The 24,259-nt window shown below is 45.3% G+C and carries 28 protein-coding genes; 1 reads left to right on the top strand and 27 read right to left on the bottom strand.

Going from position 1 to position 24,259, the window contains the following annotated elements; translation table 11 throughout:
- Positions 1 to 23: 23 nt before the first annotated feature.
- The 5 genes from AC1ECB_RS18660 to AC1ECB_RS18680 all read right to left on the bottom strand — a co-directional run bounded on the left by AC1ECB_RS18660 (position 24) and on the right by AC1ECB_RS18680 (position 5,866).
- On the bottom strand, positions 24 to 3,167 hold the full coding sequence (locus AC1ECB_RS18660; RefSeq protein ID WP_485665190.1) for an efflux RND transporter permease subunit: 3,144 nt from the start codon (positions 3,165 to 3,167) through the stop codon (positions 24 to 26).
- Positions 3,164 to 4,315, bottom strand: coding sequence for an efflux RND transporter periplasmic adaptor subunit (locus AC1ECB_RS18665; RefSeq protein ID WP_485665191.1), 1,152 nt, complete (start codon positions 4,313 to 4,315; stop codon positions 3,164 to 3,166). The genes AC1ECB_RS18660 and AC1ECB_RS18665 overlap by 4 nt, the downstream gene beginning before the upstream one ends.
- Before the next feature lie 79 nt (positions 4,316 to 4,394).
- Complete coding sequence (locus AC1ECB_RS18670; protein ID WP_485665192.1) at positions 4,395 to 5,156, bottom strand: glutaredoxin domain-containing protein; 762 nt, start codon at positions 5,154 to 5,156, stop codon at positions 4,395 to 4,397.
- The gene (locus AC1ECB_RS18675) at positions 5,153 to 5,560 is read right to left on the bottom strand and encodes a putative zinc-binding protein (protein ID WP_485665193.1); all 408 of its coding nucleotides are present in this window, start codon (positions 5,558 to 5,560) and stop codon (positions 5,153 to 5,155) included. The genes AC1ECB_RS18670 and AC1ECB_RS18675 overlap by 4 nt, the downstream gene beginning before the upstream one ends.
- A gap of 78 nt (positions 5,561 to 5,638) precedes the next feature.
- On the bottom strand, positions 5,639 to 5,866 hold the full coding sequence (locus AC1ECB_RS18680; RefSeq protein ID WP_485665194.1) for a hypothetical protein: 228 nt from the start codon (positions 5,864 to 5,866) through the stop codon (positions 5,639 to 5,641).
- Positions 5,867 to 6,088: 222 nt separating this feature from the next.
- Between AC1ECB_RS18680 and AC1ECB_RS18685 the strand changes: the two genes are divergently transcribed.
- A complete protein-coding gene (locus AC1ECB_RS18685) occupies positions 6,089 to 6,547 on the top strand; it encodes a MarR family winged helix-turn-helix transcriptional regulator (RefSeq protein ID WP_485665195.1) in 459 nt (152 codons plus the stop codon).
- 209 nt (positions 6,548 to 6,756) lie between these two features.
- Here the strand turns inward: AC1ECB_RS18685 and arsB are convergent, their stop codons facing one another.
- The 22 genes from arsB to eutS all read right to left on the bottom strand — a co-directional run bounded on the left by arsB (position 6,757) and on the right by eutS (position 24,059).
- A complete protein-coding gene (gene arsB / locus AC1ECB_RS18690) occupies positions 6,757 to 7,809 on the bottom strand; it encodes an ACR3 family arsenite efflux transporter (RefSeq protein ID WP_485665196.1) in 1,053 nt (350 codons plus the stop codon).
- A gap of 145 nt (positions 7,810 to 7,954) precedes the next feature.
- Complete coding sequence (locus AC1ECB_RS18695) at positions 7,955 to 8,317, bottom strand: ArsR/SmtB family transcription factor (protein ID WP_485665197.1); 363 nt, start codon at positions 8,315 to 8,317, stop codon at positions 7,955 to 7,957.
- 188 nt (positions 8,318 to 8,505) lie between these two features.
- Complete coding sequence (locus AC1ECB_RS18700; RefSeq protein WP_485665198.1) at positions 8,506 to 8,829, bottom strand: ArsR/SmtB family transcription factor; 324 nt, start codon at positions 8,827 to 8,829, stop codon at positions 8,506 to 8,508.
- Positions 8,830 to 9,064: 235 nt separating this feature from the next.
- Entirely contained in the window at positions 9,065 to 9,793 is a 729-nt protein-coding gene (locus AC1ECB_RS18705; RefSeq protein WP_485665199.1) for an MIP/aquaporin family protein, read from the bottom strand.
- A 25-nt stretch (positions 9,794 to 9,818) separates the two neighbouring features.
- On the bottom strand, positions 9,819 to 10,370 hold the full coding sequence (locus tag AC1ECB_RS18710; RefSeq protein WP_485665200.1) for a BMC domain-containing protein: 552 nt from the start codon (positions 10,368 to 10,370) through the stop codon (positions 9,819 to 9,821).
- Between the two features lie 19 nt (positions 10,371 to 10,389).
- Positions 10,390 to 11,721, bottom strand: a complete 1,332-nt coding sequence (locus AC1ECB_RS18715) for an SLBB domain-containing protein (RefSeq protein ID WP_485665201.1) — start codon at positions 11,719 to 11,721, stop codon at positions 10,390 to 10,392.
- 34 nt (positions 11,722 to 11,755) lie between these two features.
- Positions 11,756 to 13,192, bottom strand: coding sequence for an aldehyde dehydrogenase family protein (locus AC1ECB_RS18720; RefSeq protein WP_485665202.1), 1,437 nt, complete (start codon positions 13,190 to 13,192; stop codon positions 11,756 to 11,758).
- A gap of 32 nt (positions 13,193 to 13,224) precedes the next feature.
- Positions 13,225 to 14,199: a cob(I)yrinic acid a,c-diamide adenosyltransferase gene (locus AC1ECB_RS18725; protein ID WP_485665203.1), complete on the bottom strand. Its 975-nt coding sequence runs from the start codon at positions 14,197 to 14,199 to the stop codon at positions 13,225 to 13,227.
- Positions 14,200 to 14,205: 6 nt separating this feature from the next.
- A complete protein-coding gene (locus tag AC1ECB_RS18730; RefSeq protein ID WP_485669370.1) occupies positions 14,206 to 14,493 on the bottom strand; it encodes a EutN/CcmL family microcompartment protein in 288 nt (95 codons plus the stop codon).
- Between the two features lie 71 nt (positions 14,494 to 14,564).
- On the bottom strand, positions 14,565 to 15,365 hold the full coding sequence (locus tag AC1ECB_RS18735) for a flavoprotein (protein ID WP_485665204.1): 801 nt from the start codon (positions 15,363 to 15,365) through the stop codon (positions 14,565 to 14,567).
- Between the two features lie 12 nt (positions 15,366 to 15,377).
- Positions 15,378 to 16,028 carry a phosphate propanoyltransferase gene (gene pduL, locus AC1ECB_RS18740; RefSeq protein WP_485665205.1) on the bottom strand — a complete coding sequence of 217 codons (651 nt, stop codon included), beginning with the start codon at positions 16,026 to 16,028 and terminating at the stop codon, positions 15,378 to 15,380.
- 96 nt (positions 16,029 to 16,124) lie between these two features.
- On the bottom strand, positions 16,125 to 16,403 hold the full coding sequence (gene eutM, locus AC1ECB_RS18745) for an ethanolamine utilization microcompartment protein EutM (protein ID WP_485665206.1): 279 nt from the start codon (positions 16,401 to 16,403) through the stop codon (positions 16,125 to 16,127).
- A gap of 1 nt (position 16,404) precedes the next feature.
- A complete protein-coding gene (locus tag AC1ECB_RS18750; RefSeq protein ID WP_485665207.1) occupies positions 16,405 to 16,983 on the bottom strand; it encodes a BMC domain-containing protein in 579 nt (192 codons plus the stop codon).
- Positions 16,965 to 17,453, bottom strand: a complete 489-nt coding sequence (locus AC1ECB_RS18755; RefSeq protein ID WP_485665208.1) for a glycerol dehydratase reactivase beta/small subunit family protein — start codon at positions 17,451 to 17,453, stop codon at positions 16,965 to 16,967. Before AC1ECB_RS18755 ends, AC1ECB_RS18750 begins: the two co-directional genes overlap by 19 nt.
- 5 nt (positions 17,454 to 17,458) lie before the next feature.
- A complete protein-coding gene (locus AC1ECB_RS18760) occupies positions 17,459 to 19,282 on the bottom strand; it encodes a diol dehydratase reactivase subunit alpha (protein WP_485665209.1) in 1,824 nt (607 codons plus the stop codon).
- Between the two features lie 13 nt (positions 19,283 to 19,295).
- On the bottom strand, positions 19,296 to 19,808 hold the full coding sequence (locus AC1ECB_RS18765; RefSeq protein WP_485665210.1) for a diol dehydratase small subunit: 513 nt from the start codon (positions 19,806 to 19,808) through the stop codon (positions 19,296 to 19,298).
- Positions 19,809 to 19,828: 20 nt separating this feature from the next.
- A complete protein-coding gene (locus AC1ECB_RS18770) occupies positions 19,829 to 20,479 on the bottom strand; it encodes a propanediol/glycerol family dehydratase medium subunit (protein ID WP_485665211.1) in 651 nt (216 codons plus the stop codon).
- Between the two features lie 16 nt (positions 20,480 to 20,495).
- Complete coding sequence (locus tag AC1ECB_RS18775) at positions 20,496 to 22,166, bottom strand: propanediol/glycerol family dehydratase large subunit (protein ID WP_485665212.1); 1,671 nt, start codon at positions 22,164 to 22,166, stop codon at positions 20,496 to 20,498.
- Positions 22,167 to 22,187: 21 nt separating this feature from the next.
- Positions 22,188 to 22,979, bottom strand: a complete 792-nt coding sequence (gene pduB, locus AC1ECB_RS18780) for a propanediol utilization microcompartment protein PduB (RefSeq protein WP_485665213.1) — start codon at positions 22,977 to 22,979, stop codon at positions 22,188 to 22,190.
- Between the two features lie 24 nt (positions 22,980 to 23,003).
- Positions 23,004 to 23,279, bottom strand: a complete 276-nt coding sequence (pduA, locus tag AC1ECB_RS18785) for a propanediol utilization microcompartment protein PduA (RefSeq protein WP_211289805.1) — start codon at positions 23,277 to 23,279, stop codon at positions 23,004 to 23,006.
- Positions 23,280 to 23,281: 2 nt separating this feature from the next.
- On the bottom strand, positions 23,282 to 23,707 hold the full coding sequence (locus AC1ECB_RS18790) for a EutP/PduV family microcompartment system protein (RefSeq protein WP_485665214.1): 426 nt from the start codon (positions 23,705 to 23,707) through the stop codon (positions 23,282 to 23,284).
- Positions 23,708 to 23,717: 10 nt separating this feature from the next.
- Positions 23,718 to 24,059, bottom strand: coding sequence for an ethanolamine utilization microcompartment protein EutS (gene eutS, locus AC1ECB_RS18795; RefSeq protein WP_485665215.1), 342 nt, complete (start codon positions 24,057 to 24,059; stop codon positions 23,718 to 23,720).
- Between the last annotated feature and the right edge of the window lie 200 nt (positions 24,060 to 24,259).

Here is a 24,259-nt window from a genome sequence, read left to right on the forward strand (position 1 = left end):
TGATAAAAACTGAAAATTACATCTTATCTTGGACTTGACTCAGATTTAGCGATACCCGCATGATTACTGCGAAAAAAGCCACCAAATTTGCCCTTCATATCCTCAAAAAGTGTATATAATATTGGCACAAACACCAAAGTTAAAAAGGTAGAAACAAGTAATCCCCCGATAGCTACAATAGCCAGAGGCGATAGTCTCTCCAGTCCCACTGCCCATTCTAAAGCTATCGGTGCCATACCAAACGCAGTTCCAAACGCAGTCATCAAAATTGGTCGAGTCCTAACCCTCACACTATCCATAATGGCCTGCTTCATATCACTACCTTGACTACGTTCTACGATAATGAAGTCAATGAGAAGGATGGAATTTTTCACAACAATCCCGGCAAGCAAAATCATGCCCATAAATGCCGGCATAGAGGAATGTTTGCCGCTCAGCATCAGCGCCCAGATAGAACCAATCATGCCTAATGGAATGGCCGACATAATGGTCATCGGATGAATAAACGAGCTAAAGGCCGGAACCAAGCTGAAATAAAGGAGCAACATGCCAATTCCCATCGCGCCGCTCATGGCCCCAAATGACGCTTGCATTTGCTGCAGGTCACCTTCTTGGGTGATGGCATATCCTTCTGGCAGTTCAATGTCGGCCAATTCCTTCTGGATACCTTTATCCAGATAGGTAATCGCCGTTTTTTCGCGATAGCCATAAACCTCTAATGTGTTTTGCATATCTTGCCGTGTATAAAGGGTGGGAATTTTTTTACGAGAAAACGTTCCTAATGACTCTAACGGAGTCAAACCTTTGGGGGTAACAATCATGACATTTTTTAGCTTACTTATATGATCACGTTGTTCTGCCGGATAAGAAATTCTTAGTCCTATGCCGTCTTCCTGATCAATGCGGAAGGTTGAGGCAGACATCCCGCCAACCACATTGGCAATTTGGTTTGATACATTGGCAGGAGATATCTCATACAGCGAGCACTTTTCCTTATTCAACACGAAGTTGATTTCGGCTTTATCATGGGTCCAGCTACGCGATACACTGGTAAGGCCGGGAACGTTTACCATTCGATCATATACTTGTTCCCCGATTGAATCTAGTACCATGCGGTCTGGTCCGGTAATAAGCAGCGATACCGGGGCCTTTATACTCGCCATAGCTGTTGCGCCAAAATCGTAAACATCTACATATTTTAGCCCTGGTATTTGCGCAAACTGTGTACGCAGTTTGTTTTCAATCTCCCAGATGGTCTGACTTCTTTTAAATCTGTCAACAAGATTAATTGTTATATATCCCTGCTGAGGTATCTTTCCACTGCCAAAGCTGACAATTCCTGCTTCAGAACCCATGATTGTCGAGACAGAGTCAACACCAGGCACCTCGGCAATCACTTGCTCTATCTTTGTTGCTACTTGCTCAGTGGCCGCCAGGGACATATCTGTATCGGTTTCAAAGTTAATTTTAATAATACCGGCGTCCATGGAAGACATTAGATCCCGTCCCAGGATTGGCATCAGACTGGCGCTTATCATAAACAGTGCCATACCGCCTGCTAAAAAAGCCAACCTATGGCGCAAGGCAACATCAACAAGTCGAACATATGTATTTTGGATAACGGTTACCACTTTTTCATCAAACCATAGCACAATCTGCTCGGCTCGATTAGGCCGGAAGGATTGACGTAATAACATGGGGGCCAGTATGGGTATTATAGTAACAGATACCACATACGATACTACCAAAGCAATACACATTGACATAATGAATGGACGCATTGTAGCCTGAACATAGCCACCAATGAAAATGATCGGCAACAATACCATTACAGTAGCATACGTTCCTGAGAAGATTGCCAGCAAAACCTCTTCTGTTCCACCGAAGGTGGCTTCTTTAATTCTATCAGGCATTCGCTCATAATGCCGTGCAATATTTTCAAGCACAACAATCGCATCATCAAGCAGCATCCCGACTGCGAGAATAATGCCGGTAAAGGTTACCGTATTTAGCTCATAACCGATTAACCACATGATTCCGAAGGTAATAAGATAGGTAAAAGGAATTGAAACAGCGGCTAATAACGTGATGCGCATATTGGCAAGAAACAAAAAGACTACGCCTACAGTCAGCAAAATTGCCTCGAACAAGGATTCCTCCATATTACTGACACTTGTGCGAATAAGGGTTCCCTGGGTATCACTAATTGCAAACTGAATCCCCGGATATTTATCTTTGAGTATAGGCAGATATTTTTCTACAGCAGTGATACTATCCATGGCAACTCCTGAAGGAGCACGCAAAATACTCAAACCGATGGCTTGTTGACCATTTCCGTGATAACCTGATTGCGGCTCAACAATCCCGCGGGTAATCTCGGCCACGTCCCGCAGATAGACATCTCCGGTCTGCTTACGAGCAATGATAATATGATTCGCCTCTTCGGGATGTTTGAATTCTCCTTGTGTTTTAAGCAAATATTGCCCAGAAGATTTTATGATCAGGCCGTTGGGTACATTGACGTTATTTGCACTGAGTGCTGTTGCTACATCACTAATTATCAGCGAATGGAACGCCAGAAGATCCGGTTTAACAATAATTTTATACTCTGGTTGAAAACCACCAAATACCTCAACTTGCGCAATTCCAGGAACACGCAATAATTCTTCTTTGATTTCGTTGTCGGCAAGCTGACGGATTTGACTCATGTCTAAGATTGAGTTTTCTTTTGGTGAAAGCGCCAGAATAAGCGTTGGCTGTGTTGCCTGACTAATTTTAAAGATTTGCGGCTGGCGAATGTCGGCAGGCAATTTTCCGGTAATTTTGCTGAGTGCATTAGATACGTCTGTGGCAGCCGAATCCAGGGTTTTAGTATAGTCAAACTCAACGGTTACTACCGATACCTCATCCTTACTCACTGAGGTTACTTTCAAAACTTCACCTAGGGTAGCCATTTCTTTTTCTATGGTTCGTCCGATTTTTGTTTCAACGTCTGATGCCGAAGCTCCAGTTTCAACAGTAATAATTGTGATTTGTGGATGGTCACTATCTGGATACATATTAAGCGGCATCTTAACATAGCCAATAATTCCCACAATAGCCATTAATAAGACAAATGACAATACTAAGTAGGGTTTCTCCAGGTATTTTAGAGTCAAAGCACTCAATTACTTTCACTCCTGTCCTGGATAATGAGTACTTTTTTACCTGTCGTCAATTGCATTAATTGGTTCTCCTGACCAACAACTACACGATCATTGGGTTGCATTCCGCTGATTGCTGCAGTCTGGGCGTTACGACCAACGACCTGAACAGGTAGCTGACAGGCAGCTTCATTAGCATCTACAACCACTACAAAAGTTCCTTTGCTATTAGTAATTAAAGAGTCCACCGGTACAACAATGCCGTTTACCTGATTTAATACAATATCTACTCCAATCACCGCACCCATAGGCAACCCAAAGGGTAATTCGTCTTGCCTTATTTCAATTGTGGCTAAACTTGCTTGATCTAAAGATGGGTATATTTTCTGAATAGTGGCACTCATTTGCTGATCATCATGCGATAGCAATGCCTTTGATCCAGATGTTAAAGAACGCACGACTTCCTGGGGAACCTGGGCGGTTATTTTGTATCCCTGATTGAGAGCTTGCAATGACATCAAGGCTTTACCAGGAACAGCCATATCACCCGGTTCTATCAGCCGTTTAGTGACAACGCCATCAATTGACGATATGATTCTGGAATAGCCTTGCTCGGCTACATTGGCCTCTAGGTTTGCCTGATACACCTGAATGTTTTCCCTGGCAGCAACCATTTGGCTATAGGCATTATCAGCCTCAGTCTGTGACTGTTCATAGGTTTCCTGAGCGATCGCAGCTTGGGAATATAGCCGCCGGCTCCGTTCAAAACTAGCCTTTTTTGTTTGATAATAGCTTTCAGCGGCTACTAGGGCACTTTGTGCGGACCGTAAGCTAGCCTCAGACGCCCGGGTTTTATTTGCCAATGTCAAATCGTCTAAGTAGATTAGTTCCTCTCCTTTTGTTACCTTATCGCCCTCACGTTTGGTTACTCCTACGACATTTGCCGTTATGCGTGATGATAGTTCTACAGAAATAGCAGACTCTATCTTACCCAAATAATGGGCCTGCATATCAATCGTCCCTGGCTTAGCAATAGCCACCTGTACCGGAATAGCTCTAGCCATTGGTTTTGCTATAGCAGCAAGGTCATGACTCCGTTTCCATACTAAGCTTCCTGCCCCGATGATAACTAATATAAGTATCAATACCAAAGTTTTCTTTTGCTTGAACATGCAGACCCTCCTCAATATGCCAAAACAACGGCTATACCTCAAGCGTTATTGTTGACTCACGGTCAACCTATCACATTTGTCAGCCCTTACCCTCAACATCGCCAATTTGTATTGCGACTCCATCTTTGACAATGACAGGTACTTTATCAGAACCATATCGATCTTTACACAATTTCTTAGCCCAGTCGTACACACTTGTGTTGACTTCTTGAAATGCAATCCCTTTCTCCCAATATTCTTGCAGTACCTTAGCGCAGAACGGGCAACCTGTTTTCGTATAAATTACAATACCATCCCTATTTGGTTCGCTAGTAATCGTTTGGTCGCTGACAGGTGCATCCTTGCTACCACTCTCACACCCACAGCCGCAACTGCTACCGCCGCAACCGCAATCACAGGTTCCCCCGTCACAATTGTTGTTCTGAGCAGCCTTGGCTTTTTCGTACATGGCAGCCACTGAGTCCAGCACATGCGTAACAATACCTGAAACTTTATCAATTTCAGACATGTACCTATGATCTCCATTAAAAGTGGCAAGAACTTCTTGCTCGCCTATAAGATCGCCTATATTTATCCCGACTATCGGTTTAAAGCAGTACTTTTCAACGGCCTTTCTGGTACAAGCTTTAGCACAGCCATCAAGGGTAATCGTAGGATGATTTATGGAAAATCTCTTTTCATTGGCAGTACCGATAAGCAGACGTGGAAGACTGATTGTAACTACCTTTGTTGCTCTCAATTCGTTCACGATTCTTGCGGCTACAGCCCGGGAGATATAACCACCTGTGCATTCGCTGCCACAGCAAGCAATAATACCGATTGTTTTGGGGTGCACTATCATTTCTCCGCCACCTTTTCGGTAAGTTTTAAGTTAGCTATTAGTTTACTAGCTATTTCACAGACTTGCCTTTCTCCACTTTCGCTTAGTCTAACAATGGTGCCTAGACTTGCAGTATCAACTCCGGCCACTAGGCGATCAATACTATACTCAATATCAATATCGCCACCCATTATATCGACAATGTTGGTCGCACACTCTTTATTACATCCATTGATGACAATGCACGGTGTATTTGCTATTGTTTGTACCGCCTCTGTTTCTCCATTTACCAGACAGGCTAAGCCAAACAATTCCGCCTGCTTATTCATCGCTTCTTTCACCTTCAATGCTATTTCTTGAGTCATTAGGCCATAAACAGAATCAATGCCACAGCACGGAATGATAACTGGTATTTTTTTATCCAAAATACATCCTCTCCCAACTTATTTAACTAGCAGAAAACCCGGCTTAACCGGGTAAAATTGAGTTGCCTTTATCTAATTCTATACCGGTCCGCGCATTCGCCGGGAAGCCAGTTCGCATTCTTTAAGCATTAACGTTTGAGCCGCTGTCAAAGGTTCTCCATCCTCAACCTGGGGCTCAATAAAATAATAGCAATTAGACTTTTCTTCGGCAATAACATCTGATATTTCGAACTTATATTTAAGACACCACAACTTTCCATCACCTAATCGATCAGCAATTCCACAAGAACAACATTTTGCTGACATATCTAAGACCACCTTTCTCTTATTCTAACCCTTCTGCCCTGATAGCGTGCCAGATAGACAGGAAAGTTCCTTCTTTACCTTTGTTATACAAATCTTTACTATTTTATATTTACACGATTGCCAAATATAAGTATAATCAAATTGTATCATCAACTGTTCACACAGTCAACAGTATACCGTAATAACCGCTTTGAAATTACACAAAGAAAGATGGTCGATAAAATGACAAAGGAACCCCAAAACATTTCTACTATGAGAAATGCTATAAAAATTTTTATGAGAAGTTTAGGAGTCTTGGAAGGTAAAAAAACTTTTTGCTATGATTGTACGTATGCTCAGTGTCATGTAATCTGGGAAACAGCACAAGAAAACAAAATTTCTGTGAATGAACTTGCAACTCGGCTAAATATAACTAAAAGTGCAGTAAGTAGAACCGTAGACGACTTGGTAAACAAAGGCTACCTTGATCGTAACCCAAATCCAGATGACCGCCGCTACGTAGATATTGAACTCACAAAAAAAGGGCAAAAAGTTTATCAGGAGATAGAATTTAACTCGCGCCGCTATTTTGAAGCCGTTTTAGAAATTATCCCTGAAAACAAGCGTGAGACAACATTGGAAGGAATCCAAATTTTCAGTTCTGCCCTGTATCAGGTTTTTAAAAAAGATACTATAGAATAAGATGTACCATCAAGCAAACTTACAATCAATTGATCACCATCATGAACTGATAAAATAATTGTCACTACTATAAAGGAGTAGCTGCGTTTACTCTGCAACTACTCCTTTTGCTATTACCAAAGGCCATATTAATGATACACTTCATGGAGGGACTGTTATTATCCTATAGTTGGCTGCACAAGCATCGCAACTTCATCACCAACTGCAAATTATTGTTTATCTGGAACCACAAAATACTTTCGAAAGCGCAACGCGACATTAACTAAGCCAATCATAACCGGCACCTCAATAAGCGGCCCAATAACAGCGGCAAAGGCCTGACCTGAATTTATACCAAAAATGGCTACAGCCACTGCAATCGCTAGTTCAAAATTATTACTGGCTGCCGTAAACGATAATGTAGTTGTCTGCTCATAGTTGACTCCCACACGATGGCTTATGAAAAAAGATACTAAGAACATAATGCCGAAATAGATAATGAGCGGAATGGCAATACGCACCACATCCAGCGGTAGTTTAATAATATAGCTGCCTTTTAGAGAAAACATAATTACTATGGTAAAGAGTAACGCTAGTAATGCCAGTGGACTAATCTTAGGTATAAAACTCTGTTCGTACCATTCACGCCCCTTTGCTGGCAATAAGATACGTCTTGTCAAATATCCGGCCACAAAGGGAATACCCAGATATATTGCCACACTCATCGCAACATCCTTCATAGATACCTGGATTTGCATACCTGTAAAGCCAATCCAGCCCGGCAGTACAGTGATGAAGAAATAGGCAAACACCGAATATAATACCAGTTGAAAAATTGAATTAAGTGCTACCAGTGCAGCCGCATATTCATTGTCGCCTTCTGCCAGTGAATTCCAGATAATTACCATGGCGATACAACGAGCCAAGCCAATAAGTATTAAGCCAACCATGTAGTCTGGTTTATCTGCTAAAAAGGATATAGCCAGTACAAACATTAACACCGGACCGATTATCCAGTTTTGCACCAGTGACAGTACTACAACCTTGCCGTTACTAAATACCTTGCCGATTTCCTCATATTTAACCTTCGCTAATGGCGGATACATCATTACAATTAGACCAACCGCAATCGGAATTGATGTTGTACCAATTGACAGGGAATCCAGCCACGCAGCCATCCCTGGAAAGAGATAACCGCCGCCAACTCCAATAGCCATCGCCAGAAAAATCCACAATGTCAAATACTGGTCCAGGAAAGATAATCGTTTTTGAGCCTGTGCCATTTTACTACTCCCCCTTCACTTCTTTATGATTCCTTAAAGTACCAAAAGTCCAGACAATCACCACTCTCCTTCCTTTGTTAATTTATTACGCAACCGAGCAACTATTTAGAATGCTAAAACGATTCGGCAGCGAGCAACACTTGTCTTAATCGTCAATAATTTTTACGGCCAGCTCACAGCAACCGCCTAGTTCCCGGTATTTTTTCAGTCTTGCCACGTCCTTTTGGCGTTGCGGATCGTTCTCCATTTCCTTGGACAGCAGTTCCTTCACAAAAGAGTACTGTTCAAGTATTTTTTCATTGACCTGATAGTATATCCACTGGGCCTGTTTTTCGCCGACAATGAGCTTGGCTTGTTTTAATTTAGTTATATGGCGAGAGGCGTTGGACTGGCTAAGTTTTAATATCTCTTCCAAATCACAAACACATAGAGTCTCCCCATATAGCAAGTTCAAAATTCTAATTCTTGTTTCATCAGCTAATGCCTTGAGTATTTCTACAATATCCACTAGTTCCACCTCTCTACCTATTGGGTTCCATCTTTTGAGTTATAAAAAAGATCCTTTCGTATATGATTATATTCGATTTTAATCATGATCGTCAAGCATTTTTCAGGGAAACATCCTACTCATAATAAAACAAACAGCACGTAAAAGTGTGCTGTTTGTTTTATGCTAAAGTAAGAAAAAGCATGAGATTATTTTAAAAATTTCAATATACTCTGACTAGCACCAATCTGTTCACTTAATGTTTTTTCCGCTGCACTAACTATTTCAAGTACAGAGGGATAAACGATTCGATAAATTACCTTTTGACCATCTTTGCGAGAGTCGATTATCCCTTGTTTCTTCAAGTTGCTCAAATGCTGTGACAAATTAGACTGTTCAATGTCCAGTTCTTCAATAATCTCGCACACACAGCGTTCACCCTGTTCCAGGCTCTGAAGAATTCTAAGTCGTACAGGATGAGCCAGTGTCTTAAAAAAATCAGCCGTCAACTTTACTACTATATCTTCTGCCACGCGTATTCCCCCTTAAAATAACCTAGTTTTATCTTCTATATCAAAACATCACCTTAAAGTTCCCCCTACCTATTGACTGCCCTATGCTACGACTATAATATATTAGTTCTTTATCATATAATAAATCATTTTTCTTCAAAATACAACCTTTGCAACAGTAAAACCTCCTACAGCAGCTATTTCAGTGCCATAGGAGGTTTTCATTTCTTGATCCGGCTAGTTTTTGATACAGCAATTAGATCAAACCAATCGATTTGGCTAATGCAAAAGCTAAACCACCGCCAATAAATGGTCCAACGATGGGAACCCAGGAATAGGCCCAGTCAGAATTGCCTTTGCCGGGAATCGGGCAAAAAGCATGAGCAAGTCTTGGTCCCAAATCACGGGCAGGGTTCATGGCATATCCAGTTGTACCACCTAAGCTCGAACCTAAGCCCCAGATTAACACTGCCACCATGAAGGGGCCAAATCCTGGCGCCATACCGCCAACCGGTTTGGAAAACATCGCAAAAATACAAAAAACTAACATAAATGTTGCTATAATTTCGCATAACAGATTTTGATAATAATTGCGAATGGCCGGGCCGGTGCAGAAAACGCCCAGTTTAATACCCTGATCTTCTGTTACCTCCCAGTGACCACGGAAGAACAAATAGGTAATACAGCCGCCAACAAAGCCGCCGGCAATCTGCGCAAGCATAATCATAATAGCTTCAGGGGTAGCATACACACCATTAAGTAGTTTGGCAAAAGTTACTGCCGGATTGATATCTGCTTGCGGTGCACCACAGGCAATAGCAACATATACGCCCATGCCAACACCCACCATCCAGCCGGTAATTATATTAAACCAACCAGCACCTTCGGCCTTAGAAAATTTGAGCAAGCTGTTCGCAACTACACCATTACCAAAGACAATCAAAATGGCCGTACCAAGAAATTCACCAAAATACGGAGTTGTCATCAAATAAATCCTCCTTTTGAATTTTCTAAAATAACGACTGATGCAAACTATGATGCGGGGCCGGAATGACCAGTTGATCCACCAGGAAGCCAGTGTCTTTAATGACATTACTGCCAGCCTTAACAGCAGCCGTCACTGCACCAACCTCGCCGGTCATGGAAACAACGGCTTTTCCCCCCATTCCCCGCGCTAAGCGAACTTCAAGCAATTGCACATTAGCTGCTTTAGCTGCCGTATCAGCAGCTACAATCGCTGAAGCTACTGAATAGCTTTCGATTATGCCTAATGACTTGATTGCTTTAACCTCAGTACAACCAGATAACGCCTGGAATACATCGGTATGAATGTTAGGCAGTACAAATTCATCGACTACATTCTCTGTCCCACCAACACTTTTTCCGCTGCGAACTGCACTTTGCACTGCACCGACATCACCGCCGACCATTACAACATATTTTCCCGGGCACAGGGGCTGAGCTAGTATTAACTCAACATTAGCCGCCTTTAACATGGCATCGGCTACCAGAATGCCTTTGGTAATATTCTTTAGTTCCAACAATCCTATAGCACGTTTCATTTTATTCCCCCCTGCTTCATTACATTGCCTGAATACTGATTGAGCTGTCCACGGCAACCACTTGGCCTGAAATACTGGCATGCAGGTTGGTTCCGACAGCAACGCCTTCAGGAATAACAGCAAGTAGGTCCCCGCGGTTGACCATCGTGCCTACAGCAACAACAGGCTTGGCTGGCGCACCGATATGCTGTGAAAGCAATATTCTGACATTCTTCGTTATCACCGGCGCTGTCGCAAGCGGCGCTTTGACATCATAGTTAGCCAAACCCAGACGGTAGAGCAGTCGTTTGGTAGGAATGAGATGATATTCCCGATTGGTGCGGGATTTTTGGGGCTTGACATTGTGAGAGTTTTTCATTCCCGCCTGAGAAAATCGCTGCTTTAGTTCAGCATTAACCCGGCGCGGTGACAGTCCCATAGTGCAGCCGAAGGTTTCACAAGCACCACATTCTGAGCAGAGAAATGCCTTGGTAACAATATCCCCTTCATTGTACTCCCCCCTGCCGATAGCCTGCATAATCCGGTGCGGTTCCAGACTATGGCCGAGGAGATTGCGTGGGCATACCTCAGTACAGGCCCGGCAATTGCAGCAAACGGCTTTAGCCCTGTTAGCAATGACCGGCCAGGGGGTGGCTTTTTGAGTTACTAAGGAATGCCCGGGAGGCAACACAATAATACCACCGGTTGTTTTGGTAACAGGCTGATCATCAGTTGTAAGCTTCCCCATCATGGGGCCGCCGTCAATAACGGCATAATTATTAGCAGTAACTCCGCCCGCCAATTGGATAAGTTCGCGAATAGCCATACCAATTGGTACTTTAAAGGTAGCAGGCTTATTGACTGCACCGGTAACGGTAACGTATTTATCAATAACCGGCTGCCCACCGAGTGCCTCAGCTACATTGATAAGCGTTTCGACATTAGCAACAACCACGCCGACATGCAGCGGAATGCCACCCTCAGGTACAATTCTGCCGGTTACCTCATACACAAGCACCTGTTCATCCCCTGCCGGGTAAATATCTGGCAGAAAAAAGAGTTCAATTTCCTGACCATTTGTCTGTTTAAGCTCAGATTGTAGTTTGGTTACAGCAGCCTCATATTTTCGTTTTAGGCCAATAACCCCCCGTCGCGCACCAGTAGCCACCATGACGGTCTTTAGACCGGCAATAAGTTTGCTGCTTTCACTGGCCATAATAAGTTGATGAGCCCGCAGCAGCGGCTCACATTCGGCACCATTAACAATAACGGTATCTACACTGGCATTGATTTTTACATAGGTCGGGAAACCGGCCCCACCGGCTCCCACTACTCCTGCCGCTTTAACAGCGGCGATAATTTCTTCCCGCATACTCCTCACCTACTCCCTTGGCGTATCATGTTACTCAGACGATGGAAAACGCATCAACAAGAACACAGCGACGCTGGCGGGTAAAGCTGCGCGCAGAGGTAAGTCCCTCGCCGGTCGGCCCTGCAATAGTAAAGGTTGTAAATCCTTCACCGCCAACACCGATTCCCGCAAATGACGGCGCGTTTTTCACAAATATAGTAGTCTCAATCGCCTTGGCTAATCTGGTTAAGTTATCGACATTTTTCGAATGCATAATGGCCGTATGTCTGTTGCCATGTTCGACCTTGACGGCAAGCTCAATAGCCTCGTCAATATCTTTTACCTGCACAATCGGCAGTACCGGCATCATCAATTCTTCGATAACAAACGGATGGTCGGCTGCAGTCTCACAAATGATAGCTTTAATGCTATCAGGTACAGTAATACCAATTTGACTTAAAATGTACTTGGCATCTTTACCAACATACTTCTTATTAACGCCATAGCTCTTTCTGGGTTTTTCCGTACAACCGGCAGCAACTAATTCCTCTTTTTCTGTCAATATAACCTTAGCTAACCGGTCAATATCCTGCCCTGAAATAAGATACGCCCCATACCGTTGCATGTAGGACATCAGCTTATCAGCTACACAGCCAACAACAATAACCTCTTTTTCGGCAATGCACGGCAGATTATTATCAAATGAACAGCCGGCAATAATGTCTCTGGCCGCTTTTTCAATATCAGCTGTTTCATCTACAACGGCAGGTGGATTGCCGGCACCGGCACCAATAGCCTTTTTACCGGAAGACAAAACAGATTTTACTACCCCAGGTCCGCCAGTGGCCACAAGCAGGTTGATGGCTGGATGGTTCATCATGACAGTGGTTGCTTCCAGTGAGGGTTCAGCAACTGCTGTTAGCAGATTATCCGGACCACCGGCTTTACTAATTCCTTGATTTAGCTGTTTGATGACTGTTAAGGATGTATTTTTAGCAGTAGGATGAGGACTAAATACAACCGTATTACCGGCAGCAATCATGCCAATTGCATTACAAATAACAGTTGCTGCCGGATTGGTTGTCGGTGTAATCGAACCAATTACGCCATAAGGCCCCATCTCAATTAACGTCAGCCCGCGATCACCACTCCAAGCTTCGGTATGAAGACCAGCAGTACCAGGAGTCTTATCCGCAACCAGGTTATGTTTGATGATTTTATCAGCAACCCGTCCCATGCCTGATTCCCTGACCGCCATTTCGGCCCATAGCTGCGCATGTTCACGAGTTACCTGACGCATTGCCTGGATCAGTTCTTCCCTTTGCGCAATCGATAACTTTTTCAGCTGTTTATAAGCATTGCGAGCTGCCGCCACAGCTTCATCCATAGTGGTATAAATACCGCCGTTATCAGCAGTGCCTTGCTTATATTCCTGAACCCTGGATAGTACTTCTGCAGTAATTTTTGCAACTAAACTTTGATCAATAGTCATTTATTTTCCTCCTTCCGTCCAGACTGCCTTCTTTAAAAGGCTGCCAGACCGGCTTTGGCTACAGACATATCTTCATCAACTGAACCCCCGCTTACACCAATGCCACCAACCAAAACACCGTCTTGCCAAATGGGTATGCCACCGCCGAATATGACCATGCGGCAACCATCAGTAGTGTTGATTCCATATAGACTTTGCCCGGGCTGGGATACTGCTGCCGCTTGTTCTGTTGACATCTTAAGAGCAACAGCCGTATACGCTTTATTCAGGGCGATCGAAACACTGGCTAGCAGCGCATTGTCCATTCGTTCCTGGGCGACAAGATTGCCACCAACATCCACTACGGCAATTACCATCGGTACATTAATTTCAATGGCCTTCTTTTCAGCCGCCGCAATCATTTTTTTTGCTTTTTCTAACATCGCTCTTTTCTCTCCCTCAATTTGTTTTGAACCTTGAAGAATCTGCATCACGATTTGAGTCACCTTAGTAACCAGATCTTCCTGTTCAACGCACCTGGCCAAAACAAATAGCAAATCAGACAGCCGGTTTACATACAAGGCAACCGATGGGTTTACAGTTTCTGTACGTCTCAGTCTAACAATATACCTTTCGGCACGCCGTACAATGGTTCGCGCCAAATCAAGTGCAGCACTTGTCTGTGTTTCTCCGGGGGTAACAAAATATTTTTGGGGAATACGCTGCAGTTCCAGCTTATCAATGATTTTTTCTAATTTTTCTACATGTTGAGCAGTAATGCGATAGTCGCAATTATTAGCTACATTATCGGTAGCCAAATCGGCATTTAATACTATTAAATCCTTTTGAATAGCATGGATAATACCGATTGCCCATTGTTTGTCAGTCAGCGATTTTGCCAAGCCCATTGCGGCATTGGCTTCATCTATAGTACCGTAAGCGTGTACCCGGACACTGTCTTTAAATACCCGCTCTTTGCTCAGCAGGCTGGTTTTCCCTTCATCACCTGTTTTGGTATACACTTTCATGGTGCATTACTCCTCGAGTAAACTTTTATTTATCTCGATGCTGTCAACAATTCCGACAATAGCTGCGTCAACTGCCGAATGCGGGTTGCCTGTTACGTGGCGGGCAGAACTTCCATCAACAACAAGTACAGTCTCACCTGTACCGGCACCAATTGTGTCTACCGCTACGACAGGCTTACACGCCATGCCGGTAGTCCCAAAGCGTGTCGGCTGGACAATGAGCAGTTTGCTGCCTGTTAAGCTGTCATCCTTTGGCGTCGCCACAAGGGTGCCAATTATTTTTCCTACCCACATATTCACTCTTCCTTTCATCCTGCTAAAAAATGGTGTTGCTGCTATCACTTCCATGTTGCTACTGACCTGCCTTAGTCCCAAACGATATCCACATTACATTCTCTGGCAACATCGCGTGCCAGCGGAGTGATAATGGTACCTTGGGCAACACGAAAAGCTCTGTTTCCACTCTGTGCAGCATGTCTAACAGCAGCAGCAGTCAGTACCTGCTTTTTAGCAGTTCTTGCCGGCATAGCTGGCAAATCAACGCGTGATTCTTTGATTAGCACCTTTTGGGCCGCAGCCGCCAAATTCGTTACCGGAGTAAGCTCAATGCCATATGTCGCAATTTTTTTCAGGTTATTTTCCAGTGCTTCGCGCAGCGCCGGCGGTGTTTGCCCCATATTCTTTTGTAGCCGCCACCCGTCCTGCGGGTCAGCGGCATTTGCTGCCGCTATTACGGGTTTACCAAGCATCAGCGCCTGCATTAGTAAGGTGCAAACCATGGTATCAGCTAAGGTATGTGCTAACTTTGCCGCTGTATTCTGGGTTAATACCGGTACCAGCACAATATCGGCCTTGCGCAGATATTTTCCTGGATAAGGAGACTTTGCAGTAACAATCGGCACGCTTTTACCCAGTTTTTCTCTTATCCAATTTTCACCGACAACCGTTTCTGCTGCCGGTGAAAGCACAACAATGAGTTCTGTTCCCATGTTCTGCAGAGTTTTCAATTCTTCCAGACTTGTTTCAAGGCCAATGCTCCCACCCGTAAAAATAGCCAGCGCTTTATGCAGGCAATCAGGCATTTGTTTTGGGGGTTCGCTTTGTGCCTGCCTGAGTCGGCGCAGTACCTCAGCAGTAACTAACTCCACAAGTTTTTCATTATCCATACTAGTTCTCCCCTATTTACACAGAGTGATCATATCGCCGGTTTTTAGAAAAACGGCATTGGCTTCATCTGTGTCAATGTGAAATTCCAGCCGGAAATTAGGGTTTACCCGCACCAGCACATCGCCAAAAGTCCCGCCCCGGGGGCCACTGATTGTAACAGTGACGCGGTCACCGTCAGCGACATTAAATCGCCGGGCGTCCGATTCCTCCATGTGAATATGCCGGGCAGCACAAATGACACCTTCAGTAAGGGTAACCGCTCCTTTTGTACCTACAATAACAATGCCGGGCGATCCTTTACTATTACCCGAATCTCTTAGCGGCGGTGCAATTCCCAGTGTAAATCCGTCAGTTCGGGATATTTCAATTTGCGTCGATTTGCGCACAGGCCCTAACACCCTGACACCACGCATAACACCTTTGGGACCTACCAATGTAACGGTCTCTTTGGCAGCAAATTCATTAACTTGTTTTAGGTCTTTTTCCTTGGTAAGGATATATCCGCTGCCAAACAAGGCTTCCATATGCTCAGCAGAGAGGTGGATGTGGCGATTAGATACGCCAACAGGTATACCTTGCTCTGTTTTTGCCGCCTGATTTAATTCAGGCATGGCCGCCAATACCTGGCTTACAATCTGTTCCAGTAATTTTTGTTCCATCATCTCACCCCGATTAATGCCACTTGCCGGTCTTGTCAGGAAAGCGAGATTGCCCCGCTATGCTCGACTGAAGTATGACGAAGCAATCCCGGTGCTTACTTATTCAACTTTGGGAAGAATCTTCTCAATATCTGTATGAGGACGGGGAATAACGTGTACTGATATCAGTTCACCCACTCGTTGGGCAGCAGCAGCACCGCTGTCAGTAGCTGCTTTTACAGCACCAACATCACCGCGCACCATAACTGTGACTAACCCTGAACCAATTTTCTCATAGCCAACCAAAACCACATTAGCCGCTTTTACCATAGCATCAGCAGCTTCAATAGCGCCAACCAACCCTTTGGTTTCAACCATTCCTAATGCCTCTCCGCGCATACTATTCATCCTCCTTGTTTTTGTCATAATGAATGCAGGTGATTCTGGGATCGCCTTTTTTCCGTGAACATGCAGGATCGCCGCACAAGTTGCAAACTTCTGCCTGATTGATTGGTTCCTGACTTACTGTTTCTGCCGGTGGTTCTTCCACAAGTTCTACAGCTTGAATGATCATGCTTTCCTTATTCGCAGCTGCAGGTCTTTCTTCAGCCTGAAGCTCAATTACGGTCTCAACCGGGACAGGCTCTGCAACTGGCGGCTGAATGTCTGCCGGCTTTAAAGCCGGGTTTAGGCCTACCGTATCTTTGCTAAGGAGAATTCCGCCCAATTCAGTGTGTGGGCGTGGTATGACGTGTTTGCCATATACTGTGTTTACTTTCGCCGCCGCTGCCGCACCTGCATCAACAGCTGCTTTCACAGCGCCTACGCTGCCGCATAGTTTGATAGTAACCAGGCCGCCACCTTTGGTAAGCTCATAGCCAATTAATTCTACATTAGCCGCTTTGACAGCTGCATCAGCTGCTTCTACGCCAGCAGCAAGACCTATTACCTCAATCAGACCTAAGGCATTTTTGACCATGTATTCACCTCCCCATGGCCTTGAGCACTTTCCTGTAATACTTTTAGGATAATCTTGCGAACACTTTCGTAAAGCTGGGCCATATTATCTTCAGGAACCGGGGCCTCTTGCAGCGGATTTCCTTTGAAAGGTAATCCTTTCACCAGCCGGGCGGCATTATAACCAAAATACCGCCACTCCGGCAAAGTGCCTGGCCCCTCAAGAATAAACAGCGGTTGGCCTTCAGGCATTTTTTGATAATGAATACACATAGCAGCCGGACTAATACCTACGCCCACTCCGAGCAACGAAGCCTGCGCCCCCTTATAGGCAAGGGCTATGGCATCTGCCGAACTACCGTCTAAGAATGAATAGGGCACCCCTTCTTCTTCCATTCCAGCCTGAAGTTCCCGCAATTTAGCTTCATAGCCGGCATGGGGAAAGGCACAAATAATTATGCTGGGTCTATTTAGTGTTGTAGCTGACTGCATAATGCTCACGCCTCACTATCTAGATAAGACAGTACCAAACCTGTAGCAACAGCATTTCTTGAGCCTTCGCTGCCGCGTATATTTCCGCGACCGCAAACAATACCATACTCCGCTAAGGCGTCTGTTACCATATCAGGTACTTCAAAGTCCATTGCTGAACCGCCGACTAATACGACAAATTCAATATGCCGGATATTGCCGGTAGGAGCAACCCGCTTCAAGGAACGAAGTGCATTGGTAACAAAAACACGTTTCTTGGCTTCCCGCCGTACATGCCGGATTCGATCAAGTGCATGATCAAAGGGTATAGGAACCATACCATCATTCTTCAAAATAACCACCCGGGCAAATACTTGCGGCGGCAAGTGTTTATCATAAAACTTTACTGTGCCGTCTTCTAACCGGACATGATACAGACTTTCAACCTTCGCCAGGGGATACTTTTTAATATCTTCAGCCAGGTCAAAATCGTTGAGTCCCAGTTCGGAATTAATCAGCATTGTTACCATATCACCAGCCCCACCTAAATGAATGGAGTGGGTCTTAGAGTCTCTGGTAATGATGGCCGCATCGGTTGAGCCACCACCCATATCCAAAATAGCCAGTGGTATATCAGTACCGGGTGTGGTTAAGGCACCGCGAATCGCCATATTGGCTTCGACACCGGCAATTACAACACGTACACCCAGTTCTTCCTGGAGTTTGTTGGCGATCTGCTGCATCGGCAAACGGCTGGTTTTAACCATAGCCGCCAGCGCTACCGCTCCTTCCAGCGCAAATTCCCCGGCTAAGCCGCCTTGTACCTTTTGCGGTACAAAGGTATCAACAGCTAATAAATCCTGGATTTTCATCTCCGTTACCGGCTGGCTAGTAAGCTCAGCCATTACCTGCCGCACCCGCTCCAACATGCCGTTAACATTAGTCCCCGCTTCGCCCTGTACATCCACCACCGGCTGCACCCGTTCCACCGCTTCCATGATCGCGGCTGCACCTGCCTCAACATCAATATCGGCTTTGCCCTTTTGCCCTACAATGGTGATGAAACCCGCCGGAATGGATCTGGCTTTTACATCACCCTCAGGAGTGCGGACAACGACTGCCGAGCGATTGCCAATCAAAGCTCTGGCAATGGGTACAACCATTTTGGTTTCTTCCGGTGACAGATCAAATACAGTAGCAATCCCATAGGGATTGGATAAGGTTGTTATGGTCTGTCCGGCCTCTGCCACCTCAACAGCAGCCAGCATTCCCACCGGAACTTTTTCAATTAATGTAACTTCATCAACAACAGGTATTATCTGTTCCAGGCGATTTACAATAAGTACAGCATCATCCTGCCGTGCTATCGCCCCTTGTACGGCAACACCCCTACTCATGGCAGCAGTAATGCCCTGCGCCGCATCTGCAAAATCAATGCCTTTAGGAATCAAACAGATAACTTTTTCTCCCGGGTGAACACCAGGAAGCTGGCTAAAGGCAACCGTCATACCGACGCCTAAACCAATACCACCCGGAGTAGATGGGTTATGTCCGATCATGGTGGATTCGGTGATAATGGTTTCCGTGATGGTCTCCATGGCCAAATCGCCAATAACCGGTGTAGCTTCGTTAAGCCGTATTTGATCTACCGCTTTCAAACTCAGCCCGGCCGTGCTTACAGCTTCCTGAAGAGCGATAATAATGCCGGGGACATTCGCCAGTGTTCCTTTGATGCCTGTTGTCTTACTAATACTGCTGGCAAAATATCTTTTGATTTCGCCTTGTTCTACTTGGGCCAAACATACTTCAGTTGTGGAGTTTCCTATATCCACGCCTGCAATAATAGGCATGAAACTTCCCACCTTAGTCCGCTCTGAGACGGTTCCGGCGCTCATATACATCTGCGGACTCTCTCACCAAAGCGGCATTAATTTTTGCGTTATATTTACCTTCCAGTTCTTCAGCAATAGCCAGTAATTCAAGTTTAGTGGAACGATAGGGACGCATGGCATTATAAATTTCCAGAACACGGTCATCCGGAATAGCAACAAGTTCAGCCGCACGGCGAAGGTTGTTGCCAAACTGGTATCTGCCTACACCATCAGCAATCTCGGCCTGCATTCTAAGCGTTTCCGGGGTAATACGAACGTCATCGGCTTTTACCTCGCCGCTCATAATCTTATCTAACGTAATCTCTGACAGTGTTTTGCCTGTAGGAGTTTTTAAAAGTTCAGGGCGCTTGCTTGCCAGCGGATAATCACGCTCAGGGCAAAGACCGGCAGTTGCCGAAGCCTGACAGGTAACTGCCTGGGGAGCACCAGCCATGGATTTTAATACTTCACGAACGATATCTTCTAACAATTTATTTTCTGACATTTGTTTTCACCTCCGCCTAGTTAAAACTGTACATCGAGTTCAACCGGTTTAGCGCCGGGAACTACGTGTTCGGTTTCTTTAATATGAAGTACGGCTGCAATAGCCTGGTATTTTGGACGAGCCATCTGGTCGTTTTTGGTCGGAACCGGGGTCGGGGATTGACCTTTGGCGTATTGCGCAGCATTTTTGCCGATTTGCCGATAGGCCTCAAGGTCAAGCAGCGGCGATTGTGAGAACAATTCCAGATTGCTGAGCGGTGGCAAACCTTTTTGATGAATTACGGTAGTGCCTCTGGACTGGATACCAATGGAGATACCTGAACCGCTAAGTTTCGTAGCATCATGAGCAGCAAACGCTACATCAGAGGTCCGCAGAACCCGAATCACTCTTGCGTGCACGCCTTCTTCTTCAATGCCGGCAATCATTTCGCGGAGTACATCACTGTGTGGTATATTTACAATGGTTTTATTCTGATATTTGCCAAAGGCCGGAGCTAAGGCAATGATAACTTCGTCCGAACGGATACCAGGGCGGGCTTCACCTTTTTCCGCCAATATCATGGGCCGTCCGGTTGCTGTGGCTGCTTTAGCAGGAGCTCCTGGCTGAGCCATACCGGCTAGAACCTGCCCGATTATTTCGCGAATTAATTGTTCGTTTATTTCCATTTCCATCCACCTCTCCCCTAGATCACACGTCAAAATCAGACGGTTTTATCGCCTGGCGTATGTCTTTAATTTCATCCCAACGTTCTTTGCTGATGCGATAGCCTGTTCCCGGCCCGGCATAGTCGTTTTTGTTATTTACAGCGCTAATAACGTTAAGATTTTTATCGAGAATTGCTGCGGTATGGAGATAATCGCCGGAAATACGTTGTTTAAGAATACCCAGTACATTTTCAGCGACATCAACAAAACCAGTTTTGGCAAGGGCTTTTACGATATCCACGCCGGTAATGCCCCGTTTCATCATATCTTCGGTAGCCTTCAGGTCTTCAACAACATTCCGTTTAATGATTTCTTTGGTACCATGGCAATAGGTAACAGCCTCCACTTCTTCATCAGTAATAGCCGGGAAGCCAAATTCTTTGAATACTGCCTGAATAGCTTTGGCCGCTTTGTTACGGATAGCAATAACGTCTTCTTCCGATACCGGTTTGAGGCCGCCATCAACCATAAGGTCGCGTTGGAGAATATTCCAGTCATCATAGTCATCTACGTCCCAGTTGGAACCGGCAAACATATTATCATAGTTCGGAGTTGCGCTGTAACCGGAACAAATGAAATCAGTGCCTGGCAGCATTTGCATCAGGGTTCGGGCGGTACGGCGAATATCAGAATGGGTAAAGGTTTGGTCATTACTTGACGCAACTTCCAGATCAAGCATCGCTGCTGTCAGGTTTTCGCCAAGAATTGCGCGAATACCGGAAGGAACAGCGGCAGGTACACCAACACAGCTTACCGAACCGTTTTGGAGACCTTGTACCCCAGCGCCGCGGGTCAGCATAATGCAGCGAACTTCCAGGTACAACATGGATTTGCCTTCTGCATAGCCCATTTGAACTTCCGAACCAGTACCGGAGGTAAAGCGCATTTTAAGACCGCGTGAAGCATAAGCCGAGGCCAGGAATGCTTTGGACCAGGGTGTATCGTCACCGTCCACAAATACATTTTCAGTGCCATATACCGAGATGGTTTCGGCATACGCAGTGATGCCTCGCATGCCTAAGAGCAATTCGGTTGCTTCTTCGAGAGCGCATTGGGTAAGCACGCCGCCCCGGCCTACTTGGGAGCCTACTAGTATAGACAACGCATTGAACGGTGCATACCGGACAACAGCTACTGTGGTTTCCATTTCATCAAAACCACGCAAGGCTGCTTCAGCGGCATCGGCAGCAATAAGTGCCGGATTATCTTGTGGATTAGTAACATGGCACTGGTTGGAAGGAATCTTCCGGGCCCGCATTTTCTGCAGAGCCATCATCATTTCTACTACGTTCATGGTGTTGAGTACAGCAACAATCTTCGCTGCCGTCAAACCACGAATCAGTTTAACAAGCTCGTCACGCGATACGTTGACATCAACAAGCATTTTGGCAATTTCAACATCAGACATAGCCATTGCTTTATTAGCAATGCCGGTGTCAATGGCATAATCGGCGATAAATTGATCGATAAAGTCGAATTGAGCCCGGGGAATACCATCCATCTCAGTTACTTTACCATTTTCAATTTTAATACTGGGTTTAGGATCGTTGGGGCTGCCCATAGCCATCAGGCCAACTTCCGGCCACTCGACTACGAAACCATCCTGGTTCACAGGGCGGGCTTCCAACACTTCGAAACGTTTTGATCTCTTCATCACAATTCCCCCCTGTTATTTTTAGATATATGGCGTTGTCGTGGACGGAGCCGGACCAGCCATAGCTTCTAATACTTTTTTACCCACTTCTCTGGCACCAATTACTGCTTGACGAACGGCACCGGAGTCACCAGTGATTTGCAGAATAACTTCGTTGGAGAAAGAAGTGCCGCCAGCCGGACTGGCATAGCCGACAACTTCAACGCTAGCAGTTTTTACGGCGACATCGGCCATTAAGACGCCAATAGCAGCAGGTGCACCGACAATTAGACCAAAGGCTTTGCCAATAGGTGCGCCAAAGGCTTTATTAATCGCATAGCTGGCACGGGCCGTATATTGGAGTTCAAGATGACCGGCATCGTTACCATATACATCACCGAAAGTACGGTCAAGTTCTTTTAAGGCAACTTCAATGGCCCGGCGAGCATCAGATACTTCTTCGGCTCCGAAAATAATCAGGCAGCCATGACCGGCACCACCTTTGGTATCACGGGCAAGTTCAATTGTTACAATTTCGGTATTAGTGGCTTTTACGGCTTCATCAGCGGCCATAATGTGCGGGCCGGCCCCGGTACGGGCACCAAGAATACCGATAGAGCGATATTTGGGATCAAGTTTCATTTTTTCATGCAGCATCGGGTCGACGTTGGCAATAACCAACCCAACAGTATCACCGATAGCGGTACCAACAAATTCGGTAATACCAGGATTGCAGGCGGTCTTTACAACTTCCTGGGCAGGAGCGGCTTGAGCTTCTGTCTCGATGCGTTTCTTAATTTCATCCATGACCTTTTCGATCAACTGGTCTTGCATATAATTACACCTCCAAAATTATGGCTATTTAACTGTAGGAAGAATTTTCTCAACATCTGCATGCGGACGGGGAATTACATGAACAGATACCACCTCGCCTACATTTCTGGCAGCAGCAGCTCCTGCATCAGCAGCAGCTTTGACAGCTCCAACATCACCACGCACCATCACAGTGACTAACCCTGAACCAATTTTTTCATAGCCTACCAAAATAACATTAGCTGATTTGACCATGGCATCAGCGGCCTCAATAGCTCCTACCAAACCTTTTGTTTCAATCATACCTAACGCATCGCTCATAGTTACACCTCCTTTCGCGTGAGATATTCTGTTAATTCAGCCAAACCTGTTCCGGTATACGCAGAAACACAAAATAAAGGTTCTTTGATTCCTGCCTGTAAAAGACGGTTTTTGGCTTTTTCCTGGTCAGCCCCGGGGGCATCTATTTTGGTGACTACTCCTACTACCGGTCGCGGAAACATGGCAGTAAATCCGGGGGGGAGTGTGATACGACAATCTGTGGCATCCTGAACCATGAGAACTAACGTGGCCTCAGTCGCTGTCACGGCTAACGCCGAGTAAAAACGCGGCATTTGCGCATATTCACCAGGTGTATCGATGGCTCCGTTAGTAAAACAGATGCTTGATGTTTTTTCAGCCTTGTTACAGTCATTGTTAAGGGCATTAATTAATGATGTTTTTCCTGCTCCCACAGGTCCGACCAGCATAATCACAGGCTCAGGACCTTGTCAGTTTGGGGGCTGAAAAACCCAGACCCTCTGATAATAGGTTGATTACTTGATTTAAGGCTGCTTCGACAGCTGAAACATTGCCGGTTATAACCACAGAACCAGTAAAACGATCCATAAAGCCAATTTGTACTGCTGCCGTTTTAGTTGCTGCGTCGGCTGCAATAATCGCTGCTTCACAAGGAGTAATTGTTAAGATGCCGATGGCTCCCTTATCGACAATCCCCAGCTTCTCGCACAGTTCTTTTTTGGGGTTGGCAATAAGATGAGCTAACGTCACCTGTTTACCAGGCACATATTCTTGTACCACTCTCGGTTTTTCTTGAAGCATAACCCTACCTCACAATTCTGTTGTCTTTTTGACTTCTCTTACTAATTAGTTTTTTAAAAAAATTTACCTTGAGATGAAGTTGCGTAACCACAGGACATATTTGCGAGTATTGCCGCCCAAATATGTCCTTAAAAAAACCTGTTTTCACCCTATGGTACTTCTTTGTGAATTATCGGTGTTTTCCCAAATCACAACAAAAA

This window comes from Sporomusa sp. 246TCP1 (assembly GCF_057319775.1).